The organism is Qipengyuania gaetbuli (assembly GCF_020524765.1).
Lineage (GTDB): Bacteria > Pseudomonadota > Alphaproteobacteria > Sphingomonadales > Sphingomonadaceae > Qipengyuania > Qipengyuania gaetbuli_A.
Window position 1 is genome coordinate 65252 of record NZ_JAIVLR010000001.1, and the last position, 25451, is coordinate 90702.

The 25451-nt window shown below is 65.4% G+C and carries 21 protein-coding genes and 1 riboswitch; of the genes, 15 read left to right on the forward strand and 6 right to left on the reverse strand.

Annotated features, from left to right (window positions below):
- Positions 1–3 precede the first annotated feature (3 nt).
- Positions 4–2919, reverse strand: a complete 2916-nt coding sequence (gene uvrA / locus LC083_RS00295; RefSeq protein WP_226698721.1) for an excinuclease ABC subunit UvrA — start codon at positions 2917–2919, stop codon at positions 4–6.
- A 214-nt stretch (positions 2920–3133) separates the two neighbouring features.
- Here uvrA and LC083_RS00300 point away from each other — a divergent pair, with 214 nt between their 5' ends.
- The 6 genes from LC083_RS00300 to LC083_RS00325 all read left to right on the forward strand — a co-directional run bounded on the left by LC083_RS00300 (position 3134) and on the right by LC083_RS00325 (position 9938).
- A complete protein-coding gene (locus LC083_RS00300; RefSeq protein WP_226698722.1) occupies positions 3134–4066 on the forward strand; it encodes a hypothetical protein in 933 nt (310 codons plus the stop codon).
- Between the two features lie 118 nt (positions 4067–4184).
- Entirely contained in the window at positions 4185–5096 is a 912-nt protein-coding gene (locus LC083_RS00305) for a lysozyme (protein WP_226698723.1), read from the forward strand.
- 128 nt (positions 5097–5224) lie between these two features.
- Positions 5225–6394: a sensor domain-containing diguanylate cyclase gene (locus tag LC083_RS00310; protein WP_226698724.1), complete on the forward strand. Its 1170-nt coding sequence runs from the start codon at positions 5225–5227 to the stop codon at positions 6392–6394.
- A 9-nt stretch (positions 6395–6403) separates the two neighbouring features.
- Complete coding sequence (gene thpR, locus LC083_RS00315; RefSeq protein ID WP_226698725.1) at positions 6404–6943, forward strand: RNA 2',3'-cyclic phosphodiesterase; 540 nt, start codon at positions 6404–6406, stop codon at positions 6941–6943.
- Positions 6940–7572 (forward strand): hypothetical protein, encoded by a 633-nt coding sequence (locus tag LC083_RS00320; RefSeq protein ID WP_226698726.1) that lies wholly within the window; start codon positions 6940–6942, stop codon positions 7570–7572. Before thpR ends, LC083_RS00320 begins: the two co-directional genes overlap by 4 nt.
- Before the next feature lie 149 nt (positions 7573–7721).
- Positions 7722–9938 (forward strand): M3 family metallopeptidase, encoded by a 2217-nt coding sequence (locus LC083_RS00325; protein WP_226698727.1) that lies wholly within the window; start codon positions 7722–7724, stop codon positions 9936–9938.
- A 62-nt stretch (positions 9939–10000) separates the two neighbouring features.
- On the opposite strand, the gene LC083_RS00330 is transcribed toward LC083_RS00325, so the two are convergent.
- The 5 genes from LC083_RS00330 to LC083_RS00350 are packed head-to-tail and all read right to left on the reverse strand — an operon-like array spanning position 10001 to position 14715.
- Complete coding sequence (locus LC083_RS00330; RefSeq protein ID WP_226698728.1) at positions 10001–10291, reverse strand: GCN5-related N-acetyltransferase; 291 nt, start codon at positions 10289–10291, stop codon at positions 10001–10003.
- A 14-nt stretch (positions 10292–10305) separates the two neighbouring features.
- Positions 10306–11034 carry an ABC transporter ATP-binding protein gene (locus tag LC083_RS00335; RefSeq protein ID WP_226698729.1) on the reverse strand — a complete coding sequence of 243 codons (729 nt, stop codon included), beginning with the start codon at positions 11032–11034 and terminating at the stop codon, positions 10306–10308.
- Positions 11031–11984 carry a FecCD family ABC transporter permease gene (locus tag LC083_RS00340; RefSeq protein WP_226698730.1) on the reverse strand — a complete coding sequence of 318 codons (954 nt, stop codon included), beginning with the start codon at positions 11982–11984 and terminating at the stop codon, positions 11031–11033. The genes LC083_RS00335 and LC083_RS00340 overlap by 4 nt, the downstream gene beginning before the upstream one ends.
- Entirely contained in the window at positions 11981–12793 is an 813-nt protein-coding gene (locus LC083_RS00345) for an ABC transporter substrate-binding protein (RefSeq protein WP_226698731.1), read from the reverse strand. Before LC083_RS00345 ends, LC083_RS00340 begins: the two co-directional genes overlap by 4 nt.
- Positions 12790–14715, reverse strand: a complete 1926-nt coding sequence (locus LC083_RS00350; RefSeq protein WP_226698732.1) for a TonB-dependent receptor plug domain-containing protein — start codon at positions 14713–14715, stop codon at positions 12790–12792. Before LC083_RS00350 ends, LC083_RS00345 begins: the two co-directional genes overlap by 4 nt.
- A 75-nt stretch (positions 14716–14790) precedes the next feature.
- Positions 14791–14981, reverse strand: a riboswitch (cobalamin riboswitch).
- An 81-nt stretch (positions 14982–15062) separates the two neighbouring features.
- Between LC083_RS00350 and LC083_RS00355 the strand changes: the two genes are divergently transcribed.
- The 9 genes from LC083_RS00355 to lpdA all read left to right on the forward strand — a co-directional run bounded on the left by LC083_RS00355 (position 15063) and on the right by lpdA (position 25410).
- Positions 15063–16133: a cell wall hydrolase gene (locus LC083_RS00355; RefSeq protein ID WP_226698733.1), complete on the forward strand. Its 1071-nt coding sequence runs from the start codon at positions 15063–15065 to the stop codon at positions 16131–16133.
- Positions 16134–16248: 115 nt separating this feature from the next.
- The gene (locus LC083_RS00360; protein ID WP_226698734.1) at positions 16249–16584 is read left to right on the forward strand and encodes a hypothetical protein; all 336 of its coding nucleotides are present in this window, start codon (positions 16249–16251) and stop codon (positions 16582–16584) included.
- Positions 16585–16873: 289 nt separating this feature from the next.
- Positions 16874–17848: a malate dehydrogenase gene (gene mdh, locus LC083_RS00365; RefSeq protein WP_226698735.1), complete on the forward strand. Its 975-nt coding sequence runs from the start codon at positions 16874–16876 to the stop codon at positions 17846–17848.
- A 29-nt stretch (positions 17849–17877) separates the two neighbouring features.
- On the forward strand, positions 17878–18375 hold the full coding sequence (locus LC083_RS00370) for a hypothetical protein (RefSeq protein WP_226698736.1): 498 nt from the start codon (positions 17878–17880) through the stop codon (positions 18373–18375).
- Positions 18372–18860, forward strand: coding sequence for a hypothetical protein (locus LC083_RS00375; protein WP_226698737.1), 489 nt, complete (start codon positions 18372–18374; stop codon positions 18858–18860). Before LC083_RS00370 ends, LC083_RS00375 begins: the two co-directional genes overlap by 4 nt.
- Positions 18861–18891: 31 nt before the next feature.
- A complete protein-coding gene (gene sucD / locus LC083_RS00380) occupies positions 18892–19782 on the forward strand; it encodes a succinate--CoA ligase subunit alpha (RefSeq protein WP_160607292.1) in 891 nt (296 codons plus the stop codon).
- 106 nt (positions 19783–19888) lie between these two features.
- Complete coding sequence (locus LC083_RS00385) at positions 19889–22720, forward strand: 2-oxoglutarate dehydrogenase E1 component (RefSeq protein ID WP_226698738.1); 2832 nt, start codon at positions 19889–19891, stop codon at positions 22718–22720.
- Between the two features lie 28 nt (positions 22721–22748).
- Entirely contained in the window at positions 22749–23987 is a 1239-nt protein-coding gene (gene odhB / locus LC083_RS00390) for a 2-oxoglutarate dehydrogenase complex dihydrolipoyllysine-residue succinyltransferase (RefSeq protein ID WP_226698739.1), read from the forward strand.
- 10 nt (positions 23988–23997) lie between these two features.
- Positions 23998–25410: a dihydrolipoyl dehydrogenase gene (lpdA, locus tag LC083_RS00395; protein WP_226698740.1), complete on the forward strand. Its 1413-nt coding sequence runs from the start codon at positions 23998–24000 to the stop codon at positions 25408–25410.
- The last annotated feature ends 41 nt before the right edge of the window (positions 25411–25451 follow it).

Here is a 25451-nt window from a genome sequence, read left to right on the forward strand (position 1 = left end):
GATCTACTCCGCCGCCTCCCGCTGCCTCTCGAGCATCGGCTTGAGGTACTGCCCCGTATAGCTCTCCGGCACCTCCGCCACGTCCTCCGGCGTGCCCTGCGCGACGATCTTGCCGCCGCGCACGCCGCCGCCGGGGCCGAGGTCGAGGATGTGGTCGGCGGTCTTGATGACGTCGAGATTGTGCTCGATCACCACCACGCTGTTGCCCTGGTCCACCAGCCGGTGGAGCACTTCGAGGAGCTTGCGGACATCCTCGAAATGGAGGCCCGTCGTGGGCTCGTCGAGGATGTAGAGCGTCTGTCCGGTGCTGCGCTTCGACAGCTCCTTGGCCAGCTTCACCCGCTGCGCCTCGCCGCCTGACAGCGTGGTCGCCTGCTGGCCGACCTTGACGTAGCCCAGCCCCACCTCGTTCAGCATGTGCATCTTGTCGCGGATCGGGGGGACGGCCTTGAAGAACTCCTCCGCATCCTCGATCGTCATGTCGAGCACGTCGGCGATGGAGTGGCCCTTGAACTTCACCTCCAGTGTTTCGCGGTTGTAGCGCTTGCCGCCGCATTCCTCGCAGGTGACGTAGACGTCGGGCAGGAAGTGCATCTCGATCTTGATCAGGCCGTCGCCCTGGCACGCCTCGCACCGGCCGCCCTTGACGTTGAAGCTGAAGCGCCCCGGCTTGTAGCCGCGCGCCTGCGCTTCGGGCAGGCCGGCGAACCAGTCGCGGATCTGGGTGAAGGCGCCGGTGTAGGTCGCCGGGTTGGAGCGCGGGGTGCGGCCGATGGGCGACTGGTCGATCTCGATCACCTTGTCGCAATATTCGAGGCCGGTGACCTTGTCGTGCGCGCCCGCGACCACGCGTGCGCCGTTGAGCGTGCGCGCCGCAGAGGCGTAGAGCGTGTCGATCGTGAAGGACGACTTGCCGCTGCCCGATACGCCGGTGATGCAGGTGAAGGTGCCAAGCGGCAGGCTGGCGGTCACGTCCTGCAGATTGTTCGCCCGCGCGCCGTGGACGGTCAGCTGGTGGCCGTTGCCCTTGCGGCGGACGGCGGGGACGGTGATCTCGCGCGTGCCGTTGAGATAGGCGGCGGTGAGCGAGGTCTTGGACTTGAGCACCTGTTTAAGCGTGCCCTGCGCCACCACCTCGCCCCCGTGGACGCCCGCGCCCGGGCCGAGGTCGACCACGTGGTCGGCGGCGCGGATCGCGTCCTCGTCATGTTCGACCACGATGACCGTGTTGCCGAGATCGCGCAGGCGCTTCAGCGTTTCCAGCAGCCGGTCGTTGTCGCGCTGGTGGAGGCCGATGCTGGGCTCGTCGAGCACGTAGAGCACGCCCGACAGGCCGCTGCCGATCTGGCTGGCGAGGCGGATGCGCTGGCTCTCCCCGCCCGACAGCGTGCCGCTGGTTCGGTCGAGGTTGAGGTAGTCGAGCCCGACATTGTCGAGGAAGCCCAGCCGCTCGTTGATTTCCTTCAGGATGGCCTGCGCGATCTGGCGCTGCGTGTCGTTCAGCTGCTCGGGCAGCGCGAGGAACCACTTCTTCGCATCGGCGACACTCATCTTGGTGGGCGTGGCGATGTCGGTCGCGGCGATCTTCACGCTGAGCGCCTTTTCGTTGAGGCGCTTGCCGTGGCAGGTCTCGCACGGCTGGGCGGTCTGGAACTTGGCCAGCTCCTCGCGCATCCAGGCACTTTCTGTCTGCAGCATGCGGCGGTTGAGGTTGCCGATCACGCCCTCGAAAGGCTTGCGCACGGTGTATTCCTTGCGCCCGTCCTTGAAGGTGAGCGGGATGGCCCGGCCGCGGGTGCCGTAGAGGATGATGTCGCGGATCTCGCGGTCGAAATCCTCCCACGGAGTTTCGAGGCTGAACTCGTATTCCTTCGCGAGGGATGCGAGGACCTGCATGTAATAGGGCGACGGCGGGTTGGACTTGGCCCAGGGCACCACGGCGCCCTTCTTGAGGCTGAGCGCCTCGTTGGGGACGACCAGCTGCGGGTCGAACAGCTGCTTTTCGCCGATGCCGTCGCAGGTCGGGCAGGCCCCCTGCGGCGCGTTGAACGAGAACAGGCGCGGCTCGACCTCCTCGATAGTGAAGCCGGAGACGGGGCAGGAGAACTTCTCGGAAAAGACGATGCGGTTGGCGGGGATGCCCGCGCCCTTCATCGCGCCGCCACTGTCGGCCTCGCCCTCGCGTCCCGGCACGACGCCGTCGGCGAGATCGACATAGGCCAGCCCCTCGGCCAGCTTCAGCGCCTGTTCGAAGCTGTCGGCAAGGCGCGTTTCGATGCCTTCCTTCACGGCGAGGCGATCGACCACCACTTCGATGTCGTGCTTGAATTTCTTGTCGAGCGCGGGCGCGTCCTCGATCGCGTACATCTCGCCGTCGATGCGCACGCGGGTGAAGCCGGCCTTCTGCCACTCGGCCAGTTCCTTGCGGTATTCGCCCTTGCGGCCGCGCACCACGGGGGCGAGCAGGTAGAGCCGGGTGCCTTCGGGCAGCGCCATGACGCGGTCGACCATGTTGGAGACGGTCTGCGCCTCGATCGGCAGGCCGGTGGCGGGCGAATAGGGCACGCCGACGCGCGCCCACAGCAGGCGCATGTAGTCGTAGATCTCGGTCACCGTCGCCACGGTCGAGCGCGGATTGCGGCTGGTGGTCTTCTGTTCGATGCTGATGGCGGGGCTGAGGCCGTCGATATGCTCGACATCGGGCTTCTGCATCATCTCGAGGAACTGGCGCGCATAGGCACTCAGGCTCTCGACATAGCGTCGCTGCCCTTCGGCATAGATCGTGTCGAACGCCAGGCTCGACTTGCCCGAGCCCGACAGGCCGGTGATCACGATCAGGCTGTCCCTCGGCAGGTCGATATCGACGCCCTTGAGGTTGTGTTCACGCGCGCCGCGTACCGAGATTTGCGTAAGTGCCATGGGGAGAGCGTGTTCCCGAATTGTTCGCTTTGGTCAAGAGGGCCGCGTTCCGCATGGAGCGCCCTGCAACAGGGAGCGGACGAGCGGCGCGAGAGTTCCAGCGATGTGGGAAAGGCGGACGCGAATGCAAGCGCGGGACCCCGATGGCGCTTCGGTGCGTTCTCCCGCCATGTCCGTCAAGTTGCGCCACGCCGGGTTTCCCGCCCTACTCTCAATGGCTTGGCTTGGCGCCTGCTCCGGACCCGCGGCAGACCAGCCAGCCGCGACCCAAACCGAAAGCTCGTCGACCTGGCCGGGCGATCCGGTCACTTCGCTGGAGGATATCGAAGGCTTCTGGCTGGTACAGAGTTTCGGGGATTTCGAACCCGGCTGGCAGAACGGCACGCCATGGCGCCGCGCCTATGTGCAGGTCGGCAGGGATGGCCTGGCCTATTCCATCGGCTGCAACCATTCGGGCAATTCTGCCAGCCTGGGTGTAGACGCGGTCCTGCGCGACACGGGTGACGGCTCGCGGCTGCAGACGCTGATGGGATGCCCGCCCGATTGGGAAGACCGCGACGGGCGCTTCTTCGGGTTTTTCGGTACCAACCCGGAAGTGACCCGACCGGGCGACGACTGGATCATCCTGACAAGCGCGGCGGGCGAGCTGGTCCTCGTCCGGCCCGAAGCGTGGCGCCTCGCCAATGCACCCGCACTGTCCGAAGTTACCGGCCGGTGGATCCCCGTCTCGGCAAACGATTACGACGGCTGGGGACATTCGGGGTTCGGCATCGAGAAGAATGCGGGCGTCATCACAATCGCGCCGCGCCGGATAGTCTGGTCGCAATGCCCGGAAACGCCCGTTGCCATCAGGTGGGGTGAGGATGCCCGCCTGTCCCGCATTGATGGCGATCCCGGCAATTGCAAGGCGGTCGAACGGGCCAGCGACAAGGGTGCCTGGGAAGTGATGCGGATGCTCGCCGCCAGCCCTGCTGTCGTCAGGACGGGTCCGCATTCGATCGTGCTGATCGACGGCACGGGCGAGAAGGGGCGCGAGTTGCACCTCCAGACCGAGGACAGCGTGCTCAACCCTCCCGAGCCGCCTCCCGCACCGCCTGCGCAGCCGAGGCCCCCGCCACCTCCCTCGCCCCCGCCGATCAGGAAATAGGGTCCAGATGCCGAATGGAGGTTGGCGAGCGGCAAGCCGTGGACCTTTCGCGGCTTGCCGACCGTTGAGTGACTGTAGCGACAGCCGACCACCATTCGCAGTTCAGGACCACCACGAGATGACGCAGGAAACCGAGAAGGACCAAGGGGACATGCCACCCCTTCCCTCCAAGCGTCCGTCATCCGTTGCCAGCCAGCTCCAGAAAGAACGGATCCGCGCGCTGTTCGGCGAATACGACAGGCCGCTCGACAGCGAGAAATGGACCTCGACACCCCACGCCGGACAGCAGAAGGGGGCCAGGGGGCTGCTCGCCCGGATCAGGCGTCACCGCGATCACCGTCGGCAACTGAAACGAGCCCGGAAGGCTGCGCAAGCCGCTTTCGGAGTGAAGCCGCGCCTGTCCACGAGGAAACGGGCGACACTGATGATGGGTGCCGGGGCCATGGGGCTGACCGCTTTTACCGGCCCGCCGATCCAGAACTCGGGTGACGGGCTCGCGGCGAACACACTGTCGCTCGACGACACGGAGCGAACAATCAGGCTTCCCGCCGCGCTGCTGAAGGCAAGCGACGCGTTCAAGCAGGCACTGATCGAAGAAGAAGGCGTCCGTTATACCGTCTATCGCGACGTTGCCGGTTACCCCACGGTTGGCGTCGGACATCTCGTGACACCCGGTGACAACCTCAGGGTTGGCGACCGGATCGACGAGGATCGCGTGCTGGTGCTGCTCGATCGCGACCTGCGGATTGCAGAACAGGGCGTTCGCAAGCTGGTCGGTACGCTGCCGCTTTACCAGCACGAATTCGATGCGCTGCTTGATCTCGTCTACAACGTGGGCCTCGGCAATGTTTCCGAGAGCGAAAGCCCGCGGCTCAACGAAGCCATTCGCGCCGGCGATTACGAGGCCATCGCGGCAGAACTCGAATACACCCGTGCAGCCGGCCAGATCGCCCGCGGGCTGGAGTTCCGTTCCGAACGTCGCGCACAGATTTTCATGGATGCAAGTTACGACGATCCAAGAGAAATCTGAGCAATAATCAGGTTATCATACGGATATTTAGCGACATTTTTTATTATCATTCCCCATTCATGTGAAACATGCCATAGGCGCCGCCACTTTGCGGGCGAGACAGTCCGGAACAATAACAGGGGGCGCGCTTGTCGGAGGCGCAGGCATTCGGGTCCGTTACCGAACGGGATGCGGACTGGGTTCGTGAAAGCTGGCGTGAGACAGTGCGCTCGGTGCTCATTACCGAGCACCGTGCGTTTCCTGCCAATGTCCTTTCGGTAATCCTGTTCGCCGGTGCAGCCAGCTTCCTGCCGAATGCCTCGGCCTATATCCTGCCCCTGCTCATGCGCGTGCTGGCGCTTGTCGGGGCACACCTTTCCTACAATCACCTGCGTTCCCGGATCGAGAAGGGCGCGCCGCTCGAACCGGCGCTCCGATTGCTGGGGGTCATGCTCTTCTTCGGCGGGATGAGCTGGGCCTACCTGCTGCTCCCCTCCCTCGATCCAACGGTCGATCACCCTCTCAGGGTGCTGGTCGCAGGCGGCACGCTGGTCGGCGTGGCGCTGATCGTCACCATGACCGCCACACTGCGTATTCCCACCTTGGCCTATGTCGCGGGTTTCCTGATAACCCTGTTCGCCGGCGTCATGCTTGGCGAGCCCGACACGGCCTTCGTCTATTCGGTCGGTGTAACCCTATTGGCCGCAGGCGTGCTGATCTTCGCCTTCGCCAATGTCCGCCAACGCGAGGCATCGGCCGATATGCTGGTCGAGAACCGGCGGCTGAACGAGGACCTGGCCGAGGCGCTGGCCCATGCCGAATTCCTTGCCAAGCACGACCCGCTGACCGGCCTGTACAATCGCCGCGCGCTGTTCGAGGAACGGCTGGTCGAAGGAGCCCGTAACGATACGGCGCACATGCTCCTGATCGACCTCGACCATTTCAAGAAGCTCAACGACACGTTCGGTCACGATACCGGCGATCGCGCGCTGATCGAGGCAAGCAAGCTGATGCGCGACGTCATGCGCGACTATGGTCCGGGCTATCACTTCGCCGCCCGCCTTGGCGGGGAAGAATTCTGCCTCTTCATCGACGAACCGGACGCGGCGCAGGCGCTGGTTTTCGCCGAGGATTTGCGGGAGGCCTTCTCACAATTGCACGAGGTCGTAGAGCTGCCCGCCGGCGCGCTCAGCGCGTCGATCGGGCTTACGCACCACGACCGCGGCGAGACTGTCGACCTCAGCCTGCAGCGCGCCGACGCGGCGATGTACGATGCGAAAACGCAGGGCCGGAACCGCGTCCGCAGGGTCGAACGTTAAACCCCTGTCATGAGCCACCGCCTGTTCATTGCCCTGCGCCCGCCGCAGACCCTTCGCGATGCTCTGCTCGATACGATGGACGGGGTGGACAATGCCCGCTGGCAGGATGACGACCAGCTTCACCTGACCCTGCGATACATCGGCGAAACCGAGACCCACCAGGCCGACGATCTGGCCGAAGCCCTTGGCAATATCCGTTTCGAGCCGTTCGAGCTTCGCATCGCAGGCACCGGAATTTTCGAGCGAAAAGGCGTCCCGCGAACCCTGTGGGCGGGAGTGGAGAAGAGCGAGCCGCTCGTCCGACTGCAACGCCGCGTCGAGCGCGTGTGTCAATCGGTCGGCATCGAGGCCGAGCACAGGAAGTTCACGCCCCATGTGACCCTCGCCCGCCTCAACACGGCGAGCGGCCCGGTGGCCCCGTGGCTTGCGCAGCACGGGCAATTGGCGCTGGCGCCATGGACCGTGCAGGAATTCGCCCTGTTCGAAAGCGAACTGCACGAAGAAGGGTCGATTTACACGCCCGTCATCCGCTATCCAGCCACGGCATGAAGTCCCTGCCCCTCGCCCTCCTGCCCCTAGCGCTGCTCCTTGCCTGCTCGCCTGCCGAGGTGGCGGAGGGCGAACCGCAGCAAACACCCGAGCGTGCCGCACCCGAGATCGTGGAAAGTCCCGATCCGGGCGAGAATTGCCTGCTGCTGGTGTGGTCGGAACAGGACGCGCCCGATGTCGACTTCGACCGGACGCACGACACGGTGAAAGGCGGTGCGATCTCCTGTGCCACCGGCACCAGTGCCAGCCAGTTCGAAGCGGCCATCGCAGCCCTGCGCGATGCCGCCCGCAGCGGCGACAAGGAACGGCTGCTGCGCGAGGTGGGCATTCCCCTGCTCTACATCGACGCCAAGGGTGACCGCCGCGAGTTGACCGGGGACGAGATCGACACGCTGTTCGACGAGGTGTTCGATGCACGCATGATTGCCCTGCTGCAGAACCTCGACCTGTCCCAGATGACAGTGGAGAAAGACCAGGGCGCCTTCTTCGAACTCGGATCGCTCTGGCTGGTGGTCGATGCCACCGGTGGGCGGCCGCGCGTAGTGACGGTCAACCGGCAGGCGCTGGGCGAAGCGGCCGAAGCGGCCCGGCGGCAGGCAGACAAGGGGCGCGGCCAGATCCTCGACTAGAAGAGGTTCGCAGACCCCCATCGCACATTTGCCGCTGGAACCTTGCACAACGCCTGCAATTCCTGTTCATGCGCCATTGTCGCAAACGAAACCATATTGCGGGTGCACAATCCTATAGCCCCCGCGTTTCGCACAGTATTGGAGAGACCATGAAGGCCCAGATCCTGGCCAGCGCAGCACTCGCTGCAATTCTCACGACCCAGCCCCAGGCGGCGATGGCCCAAGAGCTTCCGCCGGTCGAATGGCAGGTCAGCTATTTCGCCAACGACAGCACGCTGCCGTTCCGCGCGCCCGACTTCACCAAGTTCAGCGAGGATGCCTACATCCCCGCCTTCGAAACCGCGATGAAGATCCACGCCGCCGAGATCGAGAAGATCAAGAACAATCCCGAGGCGCCGACTTTCGAGAACACGATCGTCGCGCTCGAAACCTCGGGCAAGATGCTGACCCGCGTCGCCACCGTCTTCTTCGCGCTGACCGGCTCGAACACCACCGACAAGCTCGACGCGATCAACACCGAGATCAGCCCCAAGCTGACCGCACACGGCGATGCCATCACGCTCGACCCGGTGCTCTTCGCCCGCGTGAAGGCGGTCTACGACAACCGCGCTGCGATGACGATGACGCCGGAAGACGCAAAGCTGCTGGAAAGCACCTATGAAGGCATGGTCCAGGCCGGCGCCCTGCTGACCGACGCCCAGCGTGAAGAGGTCAAGACGCTCAACTCGCAGCTGTCGACGCTGACCACCGAATTCGGCCAGGCCGCGCGCGCCGCGATGAGCGACCAGCCAGTCTTCTTCGACAGCCGCGAAGACCTTGCCGGCCTTTCGGACAGCGACATCAAGGCTGCAGCCGACCTCGCAGCCGAAAAGGGCCAGCCGGGCAAGTTCGCCATCGCCTTGCAGAACACCACGCAGCAGCCGCTCCTGCCGAGCATGGCCAACCGCGCCGCGCGCGAGAAGCTGTTCAAGGCGAGCTACCACCGCGCCGACGGCCGTATGACTGTCGATACGCGCATGCTGATCGCCGAAATCGCGGAACTGCGCGCCAAGAAGGCGGCCCTGTTCGGCCAGCCCGACTGGGCCAGCTATGCCATGTGGGACCGCATGGCCGAAAAGCCCAAGACCGCGCTCGACTTCATGGAGCAGATGGTCCCCGCCCTCGCCGCCACCCAGCGCCGCGAAGCCGCGCTGCTGACCGAGGCCATCAAGGCCGACGGCGGTGATTACGACGTGCAGCCGTGGGACTGGTACCGCTATGCCAACCGCATCAAGGCCGAGAAGTACGATCTCGATGAAGATGCGGTCATGGAATATTTCGTGCTCGACAAGGTGCTCGAAGACGGCGTGTTCTACATGGCGGAGAAGCTTTACGGCCTGACCTTCCAGCGCCGCACCGACCTGCCGGTCTATCACCCGGACGTGTGGACCTACACCGTGTTCGACCGTGACGGCAGCGAACTGGGCATCTTCTACTTCGACCCGTTCCAGCGCGCCTCCAAGCGCGGCGGTGCGTGGATGAGCAACTTCGTCGACCAGAGCCATCTCTACGGGACCAAGCCGGTCATCTACAACGTGCTGAACATCCCCAAGGCGCCGGAAGGCGAGGTGCAACTCGTCAGCTTCGACTGGGTGAACACCACCTTCCACGAATTCGGCCACGCGCTGCACGGCTTCTTCGCCGACCAGCGTTACGCCAGCCTGTCTGGCACCGCGACCGCGCGCGACTTCGTGGAATATCCGAGCCAGGTCCACGAGATGTGGGCGACCTGGCCGTCGATCCTCTCGAACTATGCCAAGCACTACAAGACGGGCGAAACGATCCCCGACGAGCTGATCGAGAAGATCGAGGCCGCGGCCAAGTTCAATCAGGGCTATGATTTCGGCGAAGTCGTCGAAGCCGCCTTGCTCGACATGAAGTGGAGCGCGCTGTCGCCCGCAGAAGCCGCCGCCATCGACACGCCGGAGAAGGTCGACGCCTTCGAACGCAAGTCGCTGGAAGAACTCGGCCTCGAGATCGACCTCGTGCCGCCGCGCTATCGCAGCACCTATTTCAACCACATCTTCAGCTCGCCCTCGGGATACTCCGCAGGCTACTACAGCTACCTGTGGACCGAGATGCTCGACCGTGACAGCCGCAAGTGGTTCATCGAGAACGGCGGCCTGACCCGCGAAAATGGCGACCACTACCGCGCCACCGTGCTCAGCCGCGGCGGCACGATGGACTACTTCAAGATGTTCGAGAACTTCGCGGGCCGTGCACCCGACGTGACCCCGATGCTCGAAGCCCGCGGCCTTGTCGCCGGCGACGAAGCGGCGGACAGCGAAGTTTCGGACGGAGCGCTGCCACCGCAGGCTGTGAACTGATCATCCCGTAACGGGCAAGAAGAGGGGTCGGGCCGTTATGGTCCGGCCCCTTTTTCGTAGCCTCAGTCCTTGCCGCGCCAGGCGAGCGAATTGGCATTGAGCTGCGCCATGTCCTCGTTGCCGGCGATGGCCGCCTCGCCCAGCGCGATCGCGCGGGACAACACCTCGTCATCGGCATTGCGATAGGCGGGCGCGGGGATCTCCTCGTTCCACTTCATGCCTACGGCATTGTCGAGCAGGATGCGCTGGAAGCAGTGGTCGAGGTGCACCGGCCAGTCGCGCCGGGCGGCAAGGCCGGGCAAACGTTCCCGCGTCAGGGAAAACCAATTATCGACGAGTTTTTCGCGCTCCATGGCGCCAGAACGCGTCAGGCGGCGACCAGTGCCCTTGCCCCGTCTTCGCCGATCCATTTGACCGCGACCCGCCAGCACTGCGCGATGCGTTCAGGCGAGAGAGCCTGCTGCGGCGGTCCGTCTGCGGCGATGCGGCCTTCATGCAACACGATGACGCGGTCGGCATGGTTCATCGCATGGGCCAAGTCGTGCAGCACCAGCACGACGCCGGTGCCCCTGTCGACCTCGGCGCGCAGGTGCCGGAGCAATTCCAGCTGGTGCGCGATATCCAGCGCGGCGAGCGGCTCGTCGGCAAGGATCCAGCGTGGCTCGCCTGCCAGTACTCGGGCCAGCAGGACGCGGGCCGTTTCGCCTCCCGAAAGCGACTGCGCGCGCCGGTCTGCCAGTGCGGTTATATCGAGCGCATCCAGCGCTGCATCGACCGGTCCTGCCAGCCGGTCGCCATGCGGCATGCGCCCCAGTTCGACCAAGCGGCGAACGGACACATCCCATGCGATTTCATGCTCTTGCGGGAGATACCCGAGACGCTTTGCGCGTTCGCGCGGCGGCAGGGTGGCGAGGTTCTGGCCATCAAGCTCGACCGTTCCGCCATCCAGCGAGAGCAGGCCCGCAAGCGCTTCCAGCAGGCTCGACTTGCCCGCGCCGTTCGGTCCGCAGATTGCTGTGACTGCGCCCGGCTCCAGCGAGCAGTCGATGCCTGCCAGCCGCCCCTCGAGCACCAGTCCCTTCGCTTCCAGCTTCATGCCAGCCCCCTCCTCATGCGCAGCAGCAGCCAGAGGAAGAAGGGTGCGCCGAGCAGGCTGAGCGCGATGCCGAGGCGCAACTCGGTCACCAGCGGCAGGACGCGCACCACGCTATCGGCAACCAGCACCAGCAACGCACCTGCAAGCGCACTCGGCAGGATGAGTTGCGAAGGCCTGCGGTCGGTCAAGGGGCGCACGAGATGCGGCACGATCAGACCGACGAAGCCGATTATGCCTGCCACAGCGACACCCGCTCCCACCGTCAGGGCGATTCCGAGGATGAGCAGCCACAGCAGGCGAGCGGGTTCCACTCCGAGCGAACGCGCCACCGGCTCTCCCAGCGTCAAGGCATCGAGCGATGCACTTGCACGCCACAGCAGCGCCACGCCGAGCGTGACAAGCGGCGCGGCAATCCAGACCTCGCGCCAGCTGCGGTCGGTCAGCGCGCCGTTCAGCCACAGGACGATCTCGCTCATGGCAAAGGCATTAGGTGCCATCGAAATCGCGAGCGCGGTCAGCGCGCCGGCCAGGCTGGCAACCATGAGGCCCGCCAGCGTGAACAGGGCGATCCCTCCGGTGCGCCCGGCGATGAGCGCAAGCAGGGCCATCGCCCCGCCTGCCCCGACCAGCGCGAAGGCGGGCAGCAACCAGGCGCTCGCCGCATAGCCGAAGAACAGCGCCGTTACTGCGCCCAGCGCCGCGCCCGGCGCAATGCCGAACAACCCCGGATCGGCGAGCGGATTGCGCAAATAGCCCTGCATGGCCGCCCCTGCCGCTCCCAGCCCCGCCCCGACGACGATTGCCAGCACCGCACGCGGCAGGCGCAATTCGCCGAGGATGAGCCAGGCATTGGGCGTGCTCGCCGGATCGATCCACACGCGTCCCGCCAGCAGCGACAGCGGGAGTGCCAGCGCCAGGAGGCCTGCAAAAACCAGGACCGCCCGGTTCACTGCGTGCCCTTGCGGATATCGGCGAGCCGTTCGGCCGCGCGGATGATGGTCGGACCGCCGCAATAGATGAGGCGCGTGTCAAAAGCTTCGCGGCGCATCTGCGGCAGGCGCGAGAGGAGCGGATGGTGCTGGCCGGTCTCGCCGCCAGCCACCAGCAGCACTTCGGGCGGATCGGCAACGACCTGCTCCAGAGAAAGGTAATCCGCCTGCGCCATGCCGCGGTTTGCCGAATAGCTGGCAAAGCCCGTCCGGTGCAGCAGGTCGCTCACCAGCGAGCTTTCGCCCGGGACGATCCCGCCGGGCTGCCACAGGGCTGCCTCGATCGGAGCGCCCGTCGTGGCTACAGCCTGCAAGGCCGCTTCCATGCTTGCCACCAGCGCCTCGCCGGCAGCGACATTGCCCGCGAGCGTTGCCAGCTGGCGGACCTGCTCCGCGCTATCCTCGACCGTCGATGCGGCACCGAAGGTGGCGACTTCCAGTCCGAGGTCTTCCAGCGCGGCGCGGGTGGCGGGATCGATGAACGTGCTGGCGACCACGAGATCGGGGTCGAGCGCCAGCACCTCCTCCACCGTCCCGCCGGTCGCGAGGTAGCGGGCCGCATCCTGCGGCTCCATCGAACTGGCGCGCGGGTCCTTGCTGTAATGCGAAATCGCCAGCAGCTGTCCGGGTGCCGTGACCTCGGCAAGGATGGCATCGGTGCAGGGATTGAGGCTGACGATGGTCGGCCGGGCATCGCGCTGCGGCGCGCGGGCCTCCGCTCCCGCGCAGGACGCGAGAGCCAGGGCCAGCGCGGGCAGGAGCGGCTTCACATCCGCGCCCTCACCCCGACGAAACCGCCGCGCCCGGGCGTGTTGTAGCCTGCAACGGTGCGATAGTCGGCGTCGAAGGCGTTCTCCAGCCTCCCGAAGAGCTCCAGGTGCTCGCCGATGTCGAAGGCCGCGCGCAGGTCCAGCACCTCGTATCCGTCCAGCCGGACCGTATTGAAGGCATTGTCGAAGCTCGCGCCTGAAATGCGCAGGTCCGCGCCGAGCCTGAGGCCGAAATCGCTTTCCCAATCGGCGAAGATGGTCCCGAAATGCTGCGGCCGGCGTGCAAGGTCGAGGCCGGTCTCGCGGTCCTCGGCATCGACGAAGGCATAGACACCGGACAGGCGCAGCGTGCCGGTGATGTCGACTCCCGCTTCCGCCTCGATGCCTTGTGCCCGCGCACGGGCGGTGTTCTCGTAACCGGCAGGGAAGTTGAAACCGATCAGATTGTCGCTGTCGCGGCGGAAGGCGGTCAGTGCCAGGTGCAGCCCGCTGTCGCGCCGGCCATGCTCGATACCGAGGTCAAGGCTGGTGCTTTCCTCCGGTTCGAGATCCGCATTCCCGTAGAATGACAGCAGCTGGTAGAGTGTGGGTGCCTTGAACCCTTCGCCGATGCTCGCCCGCACGCGCCAGTTGTTGCCAAGGCCGTAGCTTACGTCGCCGCCGAAGCTGGTCGCGCTGCCGAACTGTTCGTGATCGTCGAGCCGCGCTCCTGCATGGATCGCAAGGTCGCCCATCACCCAGCCGAGCTGTGCATAGGCGCCGGTAATCTCGGTCTCGGCCCGCGGGTCGAAATTGGTTTCGAAAGCGGTCCACTCGTGCTCGCCGCCGAAGGCGAGGCTTAGGCCGCCAATGAGGCGGTATTCGCCGCGCAGCTGGATCCGGTCCGACGTGCCTTCACTGCCGAAAGTGAGCGCGCCCGTCTCGTCGAGATTGTCGCGCTTGGTTTCCGAACGGCTGAAGGCCGCGCGCAATGTCAGGTCGTTGCCGTAATAGGCCAGGCCCAGATCGCCCCACAGGCGCTGCGTTTCCTGCGTTTCCGCTGTGTCGGCAAAGGCGTAGTCGGGCGGCGGGAAACCGTCGATATCGAGCGTGCCTGCGCTCCAGTTCACATGGCTGAACAGCGACAGGCTGTGGGTCAGGTCGACGAAAGCCGTCCCGCCGATGGCGAACTGCTCGAAACCATCGGCTTCGCTGCCCGTGTCGGCGGCGGAAAAACCGTCGGTGCTGAGCCACGAGCCGGTGAGGCCGAGATAGCCGAAGTCCTCGTCCACGCCTGCCGCAAGGTTCGCGGTAAGGGTGTCGCGCGCGCCATATTCGAAAGTGCCGACCATGCCGGTTTCAGCGCGGGTGGAGATGTCGACCACCCCGCCGATCGCCTCGCTGCCCCAGATCGTGCTGTTGGAGCCGCGCAAAATATCGAACTTGCCCGCCATCCCTGCAAGCTGGTTGCCGAAATCGAACCCGCCGCCGGGCGCGGCCGGATCGGCCACGCGCACGCCGTCGACAAGGACCAGCAACTGGTCCGCGCTCGCCCCGCGAATGTTCACGCCGGTGAAGCCGCCGATGCCGCCATTGCGCGACAGGGACAGGCCGGGCGTGCGCTGGAGCACCCGGGTCACGTCCGCGCCCTGCACGCTCTCGATTTCGTCACGGCCGATGACGGTCACTGCCTGACCGGTGTTCTGGACATTGGTGCCGAGCCCGTTGGCCGTCACGGTGACCAGCGGAACGCGGTAGTCGGCAATGACGATCTGCTCGGACTGCGGCGCGCCCTCGGCGGCCTGTTGCTGCCCTTGCGCGGCATCCTGCTGCGCGATGATTTCGGCCAGCGCTTCCTCGCTCGCAGATTGCGCGTGGGCGGACACCGGAATGACGGATACGGAAAGTAAGAACAGGTATTTATGCACAATAGCTCCCATCATGAACGAACTGCCGCCCATGACGGGAGCGCGCAGGATTGCCCGCTTCCCCGCTTGCCATCGGTACACCCCGCCCGCGGCCGAACGACTGGTAGAGGCAGGTCTCCTGGCTCGCCGGATCTCCGCTTTCCCGCCGCCTTCCCACCCTTGCGGGCAGTGGCATCTGGCGGGATCGCTCCCCGGTCACAGTTGCGGGGGCAGCCGGGGGCTATGCACCCCGTTCCCTCTTAGGTCCGGTCTCCCGGACAACCCTTACCAATGGCGCGCTCATTAGGCCCATCTCGCAGGTGCGGCAAGGGGACAGCCATTAACCTTTCCCCGCTATGCAAAGCTGCGATATGAAGCACTTCATGCCGGATAGAGGTGAACAAGGGTCGAGCAGGCGCGCCGTGCGTGAAGCGCGCGCGGCTGCGCGTCGCCAGCTGGCCAAGCGCGCCGGCGTGCTGGCGCTGGCCGTGGCAGTGCCGACGGCTGCGGCGCAAGGGGCCTGGCCGGGCTTCGCCATCGCCATGGGCATCGATGAAGGCACCCGGTACGTCGAGCCGATGCCGTTCGAAATCGCCGGGCAAAGCTTTCCCGGGTCGGCCTTCTACTATCTCGACCAACCCCCGCAGCCGGTGTTCGACATCGACGAACTGCGGGTGGCCGAAGGCACGCTGGATGCCGAAAAGCTGACCGAGAAATTCGGCGCGGGCGCAACGGCACGCGCTTTCATGAGTGCGGGCACCGGCATCGACAAGGCACGCGCGCTCAAGTGCCTGTCGATGGCAGTCTATTACGAAGCGGCAAGCGAGAGCCAGGCAGGCCAGGAGGCCGTAGCGCAGGTCGTGCTCAACCGCGTGGCGCATCCCGCATACCCGTCCAGTATCTGCGGCGTGGTGTTCCAGGGGTCGGAGCGCAAGACCGGTTGCCAGTTCACCTTCACCTGCGACGGCTCGCTCAACCGCCAGCCTTCGCGGGCCGGCTGGGCGCGCGCGCAGTCGGTCGCGCTGGCGGCATTGTCGGGCAAGGTGTTCGCCCCCATCGGCCTCGCCACGCACTACCATACGCACGCGGTGAACCCTTATTGGGCGAGCAGCCTCGACCTGATCGGGTCGATCGGCGCGCACCGCTTCTACCGGTGGAAAGGCAATGCCGGGCGCGCCGCGGCCTTCACCAATGCCTATGCCGGGCGCGAGCCGCTCGCGCTGCCCAACCCGCGCGAGGCTTCTCCGCTTCCCGCGTCGGCAGGAGCCGGGGCGACCGACCTGTACACGCCCTTGCCGGAAACGGGTGCTCCGCAGGCCGCGGAACCGAAGGCTTCGGCCGAAGCGCCACGCGGCAGCACCGGGCCTCTGCAGTCGGGCGACGTAAAACCGGAATTCCGCAACAGCGGGCGCTGGATCCGCGAACCCGGCGCGGCCAAGCCGGCTACGGAATAGCCGTTTAACCCAATCATAAGCATGCTGCGGAACCGATGCTTAGCGCGTGGCGCGCTAAAGCAATCCTCAGCCGGACCGCGACGCCAGATCGCGGCTTTACTGAAGGATCGTGTTGATGCCTGTTCATTTCGCCGCCGCGCGCTGCACCCTGCGTTCCCACGTAGCGCGGGTGCTGGGACCCCTGAAACCCGGCGCGGCGGCGAATGATAATGCAGGCCAGGCGGCGACGCCCGTCGTGTTCGACGAGGCCCTGCGCGACACGCTCTTGCATTTTGCCCGTCACGGTCTTGCTGCCGCCAGCGAGGCTCGCAAGCTTGCCGAACTGGCGCATAACGACGGCGACGACGATGCCTTCGCGCGTTGGAACGGCATTTTCCGCAACCTCGACCAGCGGCAGGCGAGTGCTTTCGAGCGGCAGCTGATCCTCGACAACCAGCCGCTCATCGGCTGACGCTTCGCCCGGGCCGAAGTCCCGGGCTTTCCAGCGATTTACGCGCCGATTGCGCGGAACCGGCGCAGGGGGTAGCCATTGCCCTCTTGAAGCATGGCCAAAACTTCTTATTGCTACTGCGAACCAGTTGCAAAGATAGTTTGCCCATGCGACCTTTTGCCGGTTGCATTCCTATCCGCCGAGGCCTAGGCCGCCCTCGAACTCCGGGCGTACGCACCGTCGCGGGACACGCGTGCGCGCCATTCGGATCGATGCAGACCGTCCCGCGCGTTTGGAAGGATTTCCCCGCATGGCCCAGAGCGCCCGTCGCAAGAAGATCGCCCTTATCGGTTCCGGCATGATCGGCGGCACCCTCGCCCACCTCGCCGCGAAGAAAGAAATGGGCGACATCGTCCTGTTCGACATCGCCGAAGGCATGCCGCAGGGCAAGGCGCTCGACCTGTCGCAGTGCGGCCCGATCGAAGGTTTCGACGCCAAGATCACCGGCACCAACGACTATGCCGACATCGCCGGTGCAGACGTGGTCATCGTGACTGCCGGCGTGCCCCGCAAGCCCGGCATGAGCCGTGACGACCTGCTCGGCATCAACCTCAAGGTGATGAAGTCGGTCGGTGAAGGCATCAAGGCCAACTGCCCCGACGCGTTCGTCATCTGCATCACCAACCCGCTCGACGCGATGGTCTGGGCACTGCGCGAATATTCGGGCCTGCCGCACAACAAGGTCGTCGGCATGGCCGGCGTGCTCGACAGCGCGCGCTTCGCCACTTTCCTCGCTTGGGAATTCGGCGTTTCGGTCAAGGACGTGAACGCATTCGTCCTCGGCGGCCACGGCGACACCATGGTCCCCGTCACCAGCTACACCACGATCAGCGGCATTCCGGTCAACGACCTCGCCAAGATCAAGGGCATCGACCCGGCGCGTATCGACGAAATCGTGCAGCGCACCCGTTCGGGCGGCGGCGAGATCGTCGGCCTGCTCAAGACCGGCTCGGCCTACTACGCGCCGGCCACCAGCGCGATCGCCATGGCCGAAGCCTATCTGGGCGACCAGAAGCGCATCCTGCCCTGCGCCGCCTATGTCGACGGCAAGTACGGCCTCGACGGCCTCTATGTCGGTGTCCCGGCCGTGATCGGCGGCAACGGCATCGAGGAAGTGGTGGAAATCGAGCTTTCGGAAGAAGAAGCAAGCAACCTCAAGGTCTCGACCGACGCGGTCGAGGAACTGCTGGACGCCTGCAAGGGCATGGACGGCGCGCTCGCCTGAGCGCGCCAGTCATCCAGGGACGCACCACGATGAAGACGCTTCGCTTCCTCCCCTTCCTTGCCCTCGCCGCGGCGGCTCCCGCCGCTGCGCAGGACAAGCCTGCCACGGCTTTCCAGATCGTCGACGCGATCGAGGCTTGCAAGCAGATCACCACGCCGACGTGGCTCGACCTCGACAGCCTTTCGGACCATGGCTGGAGGCCCTACCGCAAGGCTGCCGGTCGCCGTGCACAGGTCGTGCGCGGTGCCTATGAGAAGGTCGGAAACGAAGCGCTCATCATCATCAGCAAGGAAGAGCTGAAGACCAAGGCCTGCGTCGTCTTCGCCAAGCTGGACAACACGTCCGACTATGGCCCTACCGCGCAGTCCGTGTCGCAGATCGTTGGCATGCCAGTGCGCGCTGAAGGCCCGACCTATTTCTGGGCGCTGGGTAACGGCATGAACATGCGCGTTGATCCCGCCGGCGACCGTGACAAGCCGATCGCGCGGTTCGAAATCACCGCCACCGCCGAGGAAACCGCCGAGTGAGCGTGCTCCGCCCTTCGGCTCTCGCCCTGTGCGCGCTCGCATTCGCGGCGCCTGCGCTTGCGGGCGAGAAAACCGCAGGCGGCGACGAGTTCGCGATGGCGGCCGAAGCCTGCATCGACGGTCTTGCGCAAGGTGCGAACCTTGCCGACAGCGTGACGAAGGCCGGCTGGAAGGAAACGGGCAAGAACCCGTTCGGTACGCGCTACAAGCATGACGGCACCAGCCTTGCCATCGTGACGTCCGACATGATGGGTTCGCCGACCTGCGTGGTCGACGGCTATTCCAAGCAGGGCGAGCGCGACGGTCTCGACGAAGCGATCGAGGCACGCCTTGCCGCGAAATTCGCAGACCAGCTGACCGTCAACCGCAGCGGGCCGGGAGCAGGTTTCGTTGTCGGTGACGTCATCGCCATCCTGTCCTTCGAAAATCGCAGCGGCGGGCTCAGCACCCGCATTACCTCCATGTCCATGGCCGACGAACAGTAACGCCCGAATTCAAGACGCAAGAGAGAGACTTATGAGCATCCTCGTCGACAAGAATACCAAGGTCATCACCCAGGGTATGACCGGTGACACCGGCACCTTCCACACGCAGCAGGCGCTGGATTACGGCACCCAGATGGTCGCGGGCGTGACCCCCGGCAAGGGCGGCACCTCGCACATCGGCCTGCCGAACTTCAACACCGTGCGCGAAGCCAAGGCCGAAACCGGCGCGACCGCATCGTGCATCTACGTGCCGCCGCCGTTCGCTGCCGACGCCATCCTCGAGGCGATCGACGCCGAGATGGAGCTCATCGTCGCCATCACCGAAGGCATTCCGGTGCTCGACATGGTCAAGGTCAAGGCCGCCCTGCGTGGGTCCAACAGCCGCCTGATCGGCCCGAACTGCCCCGGCGTGCTGACGCCCGGCGAATGCAAGATCGGCATCATGCCCGGCTCGATCTTCCAGAAGGGCAGCGTCGGCGTGGTCTCGCGCTCGGGCACGCTGACCTACGAAGCCGTCCACCAGACCACCATGGTCGGCCTCGGCCAGACCACCGCAGTCGGCATCGGCGGCGACCCGGTCAACGGCACCAACTTCATCGACGTGCTCGACCTCTTCCTCGACGACGACGATACCAAGTCGATCATCATGATCGGCGAAATCGGCGGCAGCGCGGAAGAAGAAGCAGCCGAATTCATCAAGCAGGAAGCCGCCAAGGGCCGCAAGAAGCCGATGGTCGGCTTCATCGCGGGCCGCACGGCGCCTCCGGGCCGCCGCATGGGCCATGCCGGCGCGATCGTCTCGGGCGGCCAGGGCGGCGCCGAAGACAAGATCGCCGCAATGGAAGCGGCCGGCATCCGCGTGTCGCCCTCGCCGAGCGAGCTTGGCACCACGCTCGATGCGATGCTGAAGGAACTCGCCTGATCCACGGCACGGCGCGGCAAGGTTTTCTCCTCCCCGGGAGCCTTCCGCACCGCCGAAGCATTGGCGTTTAGGAGCCGGTAGAAGATCCGGCGCGAAAGGTAGCCCGATGGGTAACGAAAGCCACGATTTCCTCCCCGAACTGGGGGACCAGGAAGCCCCGCAGCCGGGCCCCAGCTGGGGCAATCCGCGCTGGATGGCAGAGGTCGTCGACAGCGGCGCGGACCTGACCGCCGCGCTCGACCCGACGCAGATGCGCCTCGCAGTTGCGCAGGCCGCGGAAAAGGCCGGCAAGGCAAGCGATCCCAAGGCGATCGCGCAGGCCGCCGACGACAGCATCCGCGCGATGCTGCTGGTGCGTCTCTACCGCGTGCGCGGCCACCTGGCAGCCAATCTCGACCCGCTCGGCCTCACCCACCGGGAAGTGCCGGAAGACCTGACGCTCGAATGGCACGGCTTTGCCGGCCAGGAAGACAAGGAAGTCTACGTCGGCGGCGTGTTCGGCTTCGAATGGGTCACCGTTCGCGACCTCTACAACGCCCTGCGCGCAACCTATTGCGGCAAGGTCGGCCTCGAATACATGCACATTTCGGACACGGAGGAACGCCGCTTCCTCCAGGACAAGTTCGAGCAGCCCGAGGACACGATCCAGTTCACCGAGGAAGGCAAGCGCGCCATCCTCGCGGCCGTGATCCGCGGCGAGGAATACGAGAAGTTCCTCGGCAAAAAATACGTCGGCACCAAGCGCTTCGGCCTCGACGGCGGCGAATCCATGATCCCGGCGCTGGAAGCGGTCATCAAGTACGGCGGCCAGCTCGGCGTGCGCGAGATCATCTACGGCATGGCCCACCGCGGCCGCCTGAACGTCCTCGCGAACGTGATGGGCAAGCCCTACAAGGTCATCTTCCACGAGTTCTCCGGCGGCAGCGCCAACCCCGACGATGTCGGCGGCTCGGGCGACGTGAAGTACCATCTCGGCACCAGCACCGACCGCGAATTCGACGGCATCGATGTGCACATGAGCCTCGTGCCCAACCCCTCGCACCTCGAGGCGGTTAACCCGGTGGTGCTCGGCAAGACCCGCGCACAGCAGGCCATCCGCGACGACCTCAAGAAGCACGAACAGGTCCTGCCGGTCCTTCTCCACGGCGACGCGGCCTTCGCGGGCCAGGGTATCGTGTGGGAGTGCCTCGGCTTCTCGGGCGTGCGCGGTTACAACACCGGCGGCTGCCTGCACTTCGTCATCAACAACCAGATCGGCTTCACCACCAGCCCGCAGTTCGCGCGCTCCAGCCCCTATCCGTCCGACGTGGCGAAGGGTGTCCAGGCGCCGATCCTGCACGTCAATGGTGACGATCCGGAAGCGGTGACTTTCGCCTGCAAGCTGGCCATCGAATACCGCCAGGTCTTCGGCCGCGACATCGTGATCGACATGTGGTGCTATCGCCGCTTCGGCCACAACGAGGGCGACGAGCCGAAATTCACCCAGCCGCTGATGTATGACGCGATCCGCCAGCACCCGCGGGTGAGCGAGATCTACGCTGCGCGCCTCGAGGAAGAGGGCGTGATCGCGAAAGGCTATGCTGACGAACTGCGCAAGGAGTTCGACGCCCACCTCGAAGAGGAATTCGCCGCCGCCAAGGACTACAAGCCCAACGAGGCGGACTGGTTCGGTGGCCGCTGGGCCGGCATGAACAAGCCTGCCGATCCCGAAAACGCGCGCCGCAACGTTGAAACCGCGATCGAGAAGAAGCTTTTCGACAGCCTCGGCCGCACGCTCACCACCGTCCCCGAGGATGTGACCATCCACAAGACGCTGGAGCGCGTGCTCAAGGCCAAGAAGGACATGTTCGACAGCGGCACCGGCTTCGACTGGGCCACCGCCGAAGCACTCGCCTTCGGCAGCCTCGTCACCGAAGGTTTCGGCGTGCGCCTGTCCGGCCAGGATTCGGGCCGCGGCACCTTCAGCCAGCGCCACGCCGTCTGGGTCGACCAGAAGACCGAGCGCAAATACATCCCGCTCACCACCCTGCCCCACGGCAAGTTCGAGGTCTACGACAGCCCGCTGTCCGAATACGGCGTGCTCGGCTTCGAGTACGGTTTCGCCATGGCGGACCCGAAGAGCCTGGTCATGTGGGAAGCGCAGTTCGGCGATTTCGCCAACGGTGCGCAGATCATGATCGACCAGTTCATTGCTGCGGGCGAAGTGAAGTGGCTGCGCGCCAACGGCCTCGTCCTGCTGCTGCCGCACGGCTACGAGGGACAGGGTCCGGAACACAGCTCGGCGCGTCTCGAACGCTTCCTGCAGCTGTGCGCGAACGACAACATCCAAGTCTGCAACATCACCGACCCGGCGAACTACTTCCACGTGCTTCGCCGCCAGATGCTGCGCCCGTTCCGCAAGCCGCTCGTCATCATGACGCCCAAGTCGCTGCTGCGCCATCCGATGGCCAAGAGCGAGGCGGAAGGCTTCCTCGGCGATACGCATTTCATGCGCATCAAGTCGGACCTGAAGACCATTGCCGACGACAAGGTGAAGCGCCTCGTCCTGTGTTCGGGCAAGGTCGCCTACGACCTGATGCAGCGCCGCGACGAAGCCGGTCTCGAAGACGTGTCCATCGTCCGTATCGAGCAGCTCTATCCCTTCCCCGGCGACCCGCTTGCGGTCCGCCTGGAGCGGATGAAGAACCTCGAGACGATCGTCTGGTGCCAGGAAGAACCGAAGAACAACGGTGCCTGGTTCTTCGTCGACCGTCTTATCGAAGAAGCGGCCGACAAGGCCGGCAAGAAGGGCATGCGCCCCTGCTATGCCGGCCGGGAAGTCGGCGCATCGCCCGCCACCGGGTTCGCCAGCCGTCACCAGGTCCAGCAGGAAGCGCTGGTCAATATCGCACTCGGCCTGAACGGCGACACCTCCGCCGCTTCTACAACCTGCTCCTGATCGAGGCCCTAGAAGGAAAAATCTGACCATGGCCACCGAAGTCAAAGTCCCCACGCTCGGCGAGAGCGTTACCGAAGCCTCCATCGGCGAACTGCTGAAGAACGTCGGCGATGCCGTCGCGGTCGACGAGCCGATCGTCAGCCTTGAAACCGACAAGGTCGCGGTCGAGGCTCCCTCGCCCGTCGCCGGCGTGATCAAGGAATTCAAGGTCGCAGTCGGCGACACGGTCGAGGTCGGCGCAGTGCTCGCCATCATCGACGAAGGCGGCACTGCCGCTGCCGCGCCTGCTGCAGAGCCCAAGGCCGCCGCGCCCGATGCCGGCGTCGAAAAGGCTGCCCCGGCACAGGCCAAGGAAGCGCTCGGCTCCGACGCTTCGCAGACCCTGTCGCCTGCCGTGCGCCGCGCGGTGCTGGAACACGGTGTCGATCCCTCGACCATCAAGGGCACTGGCAAGGACGGCCGCCTGACGAAGGAAGACGTGATCGCCGCGGCCCAGGCCAAGACCAGCAGCCCCGCACCGGCCCAGGCCGCCTCGGCATCTGCACCTGCTGCTGCCGCCACCGGCGAGCGCCGCGAGGAACGGGTCAAGATGACCCGCATGCGCCAGACCATCGCCAAGCGCCTCAAGAGCGCGCAGGACACGGCTGCGCTGCTGACGACCTTCAACGACGTCGATATGTCCGCCGTCATCGAATCGCGCGAGCGGTACAAGGACCTCTTCGCCAAGAAGCACGACATCAAGCTCGGCTTCATGAGCTACTTCGCCAAGGCCGCCTGTCTTGCGCTCAAGGACATCCCCGGCGTCAACGCCCAGATCGACGGCGATGAAATCGTCTATCACGATTACGTCGACATCTCGGTCGCGGTCTCGGCCCCCAATGGCCTCGTGGTTCCCGTCGTGCGCGATGCGGACAGCAAGAGCTTCGCCCAGATCGAGAAGGACATCGCCGACTTCGGCAAGCGCGCCAAGGAAGGCACGCTGACCATGGAAGACATGAAGGGCGGTACCTTCACCATCTCCAACGGCGGCGTCTTCGGCGGCCTCATGTCGACCCCGATCATCAACCCCCCGCAGAGCGCGGTGCTGGGCCTCCACCGCATCGAGGACCGTCCGGTCGTGCGCAACGGCGAGATCGTCATCCGTCCGATGATGTACATCGCCCTGTCCTACGACCACCGCCTGATCGACGGCCGCGAGGCGGTCACCGCACTCAAGATCATCAAGGAAGCGATCGAAGATCCGACCCGGATGCTGATCGACCTCTGAGGAAGAAATCATGGCTGAATACGACTACGACGTCCTCGTCATCGGCGCTGGCCCGGGTGGCTATGTCGCTGCAATCCGCGCCGCGCAGCTGGGCCTGAAGACCGCCTGCGCCGAAAGCCGCGAGACGCTGGGCGGGACCTGCCTCAACGTCGGCTGCATTCCGTCAAAGGCGATGCTGCACGCATCGGAATTCTTCGATGCCGCGGCGAACGGCACGATGGCCGACATGGGCATCGAGGTCGCTCCGAAGCTCAACCTCGACAAGATGCACGCGCAGCGTATCGACGCCGTGGACGGCCTGACCAAGGGCATCGAATTCCTGTTCAAGAAGAACAAGGTCGACTGGAAGAAGGGCCACGCCACCTTCCAGGACGCGCACACGGTCAAGGTCGGTGACGAAACCGTCACCGCCAAGAACGTCATCATCGCCACCGGCTCTTCCGTCACTCCGCTCCCCGGCGTGGAAGTCGACAATGACAAGCAGGTGGTGGTGGATTCCACCGGCGCGCTCGAACTTAAGGCCGTGCCCAAGAAGATGGTCGTCATCGGCGGCGGCGTCATCGGCCTCGAACTGGGCTCGGTCTGGCGTCGTCTCGGCGCAGAGGTCGTGGTGGTCGAATATCTCGACAAGCTGCTGCCCGGCATGGACGACGATGTCCGCAAGGAAGCGGCCAAGATCTTCAAGAAGCAGGGCATGGAACTGCGCCTGTCGACCAAGGTCACCGGCTGCACGGTCAAGGGCAAGAAGGCCACGCTGACGCTCGAACCCGCGGCTGGCGGTGAAGCCACGACTCTGGATGCGGATTGCGTGCTGGTGTCGATCGGTCGCCGTCCGAACACGCAGGGCCTCGGCCTCGACAACATCGGCCTCGAGGTGAACCAGCGCGGCCAGATCGAAACCGATCACGATTTCCGCACCAAGGTCGATGGCGTGTGGGCCATCGGCGACGTCGTTCCCGGCCCCATGCTCGCGCACAAGGCCGAGGATGAAGGCATCGCCTGCGCCGAGAACGTGGCGGGCCTGACCGGCATCGTGAACCACGACATTATCCCGGGCGTGGTCTACACTTGGCCCGAATTCGCCGGTGTCGGCCTGACGCAGGACGAAGCCATCGAGAAGATGGGCGGCGACAAGGCCAAGGTGAAGATCGGCAAGTTCCCGATGATGGCGAACAGCCGCGCAAAGACCAATCACGAGCCCGACGGCTTCGTGAAGATCATCGCCGAAGCGGAAAGCGACCGCGTGCTGGGCGTCTGGGCGATTGCCAGCGTCGCCGGCACGATGATCGCGCAGGCCGCACAGGCCATGGAATTCGGCGCGACGTCGGAAGACATCGCCTACACCTGCCATGCCCACCCGACGCATTCCGAAGCGATCAAGGAAGCGGCGATGGCGGTGCAGGGCAAGCCGATCCACATCTGATGCATTCCGGCGGTACCGGACGATGAACGACCGGTACCGCC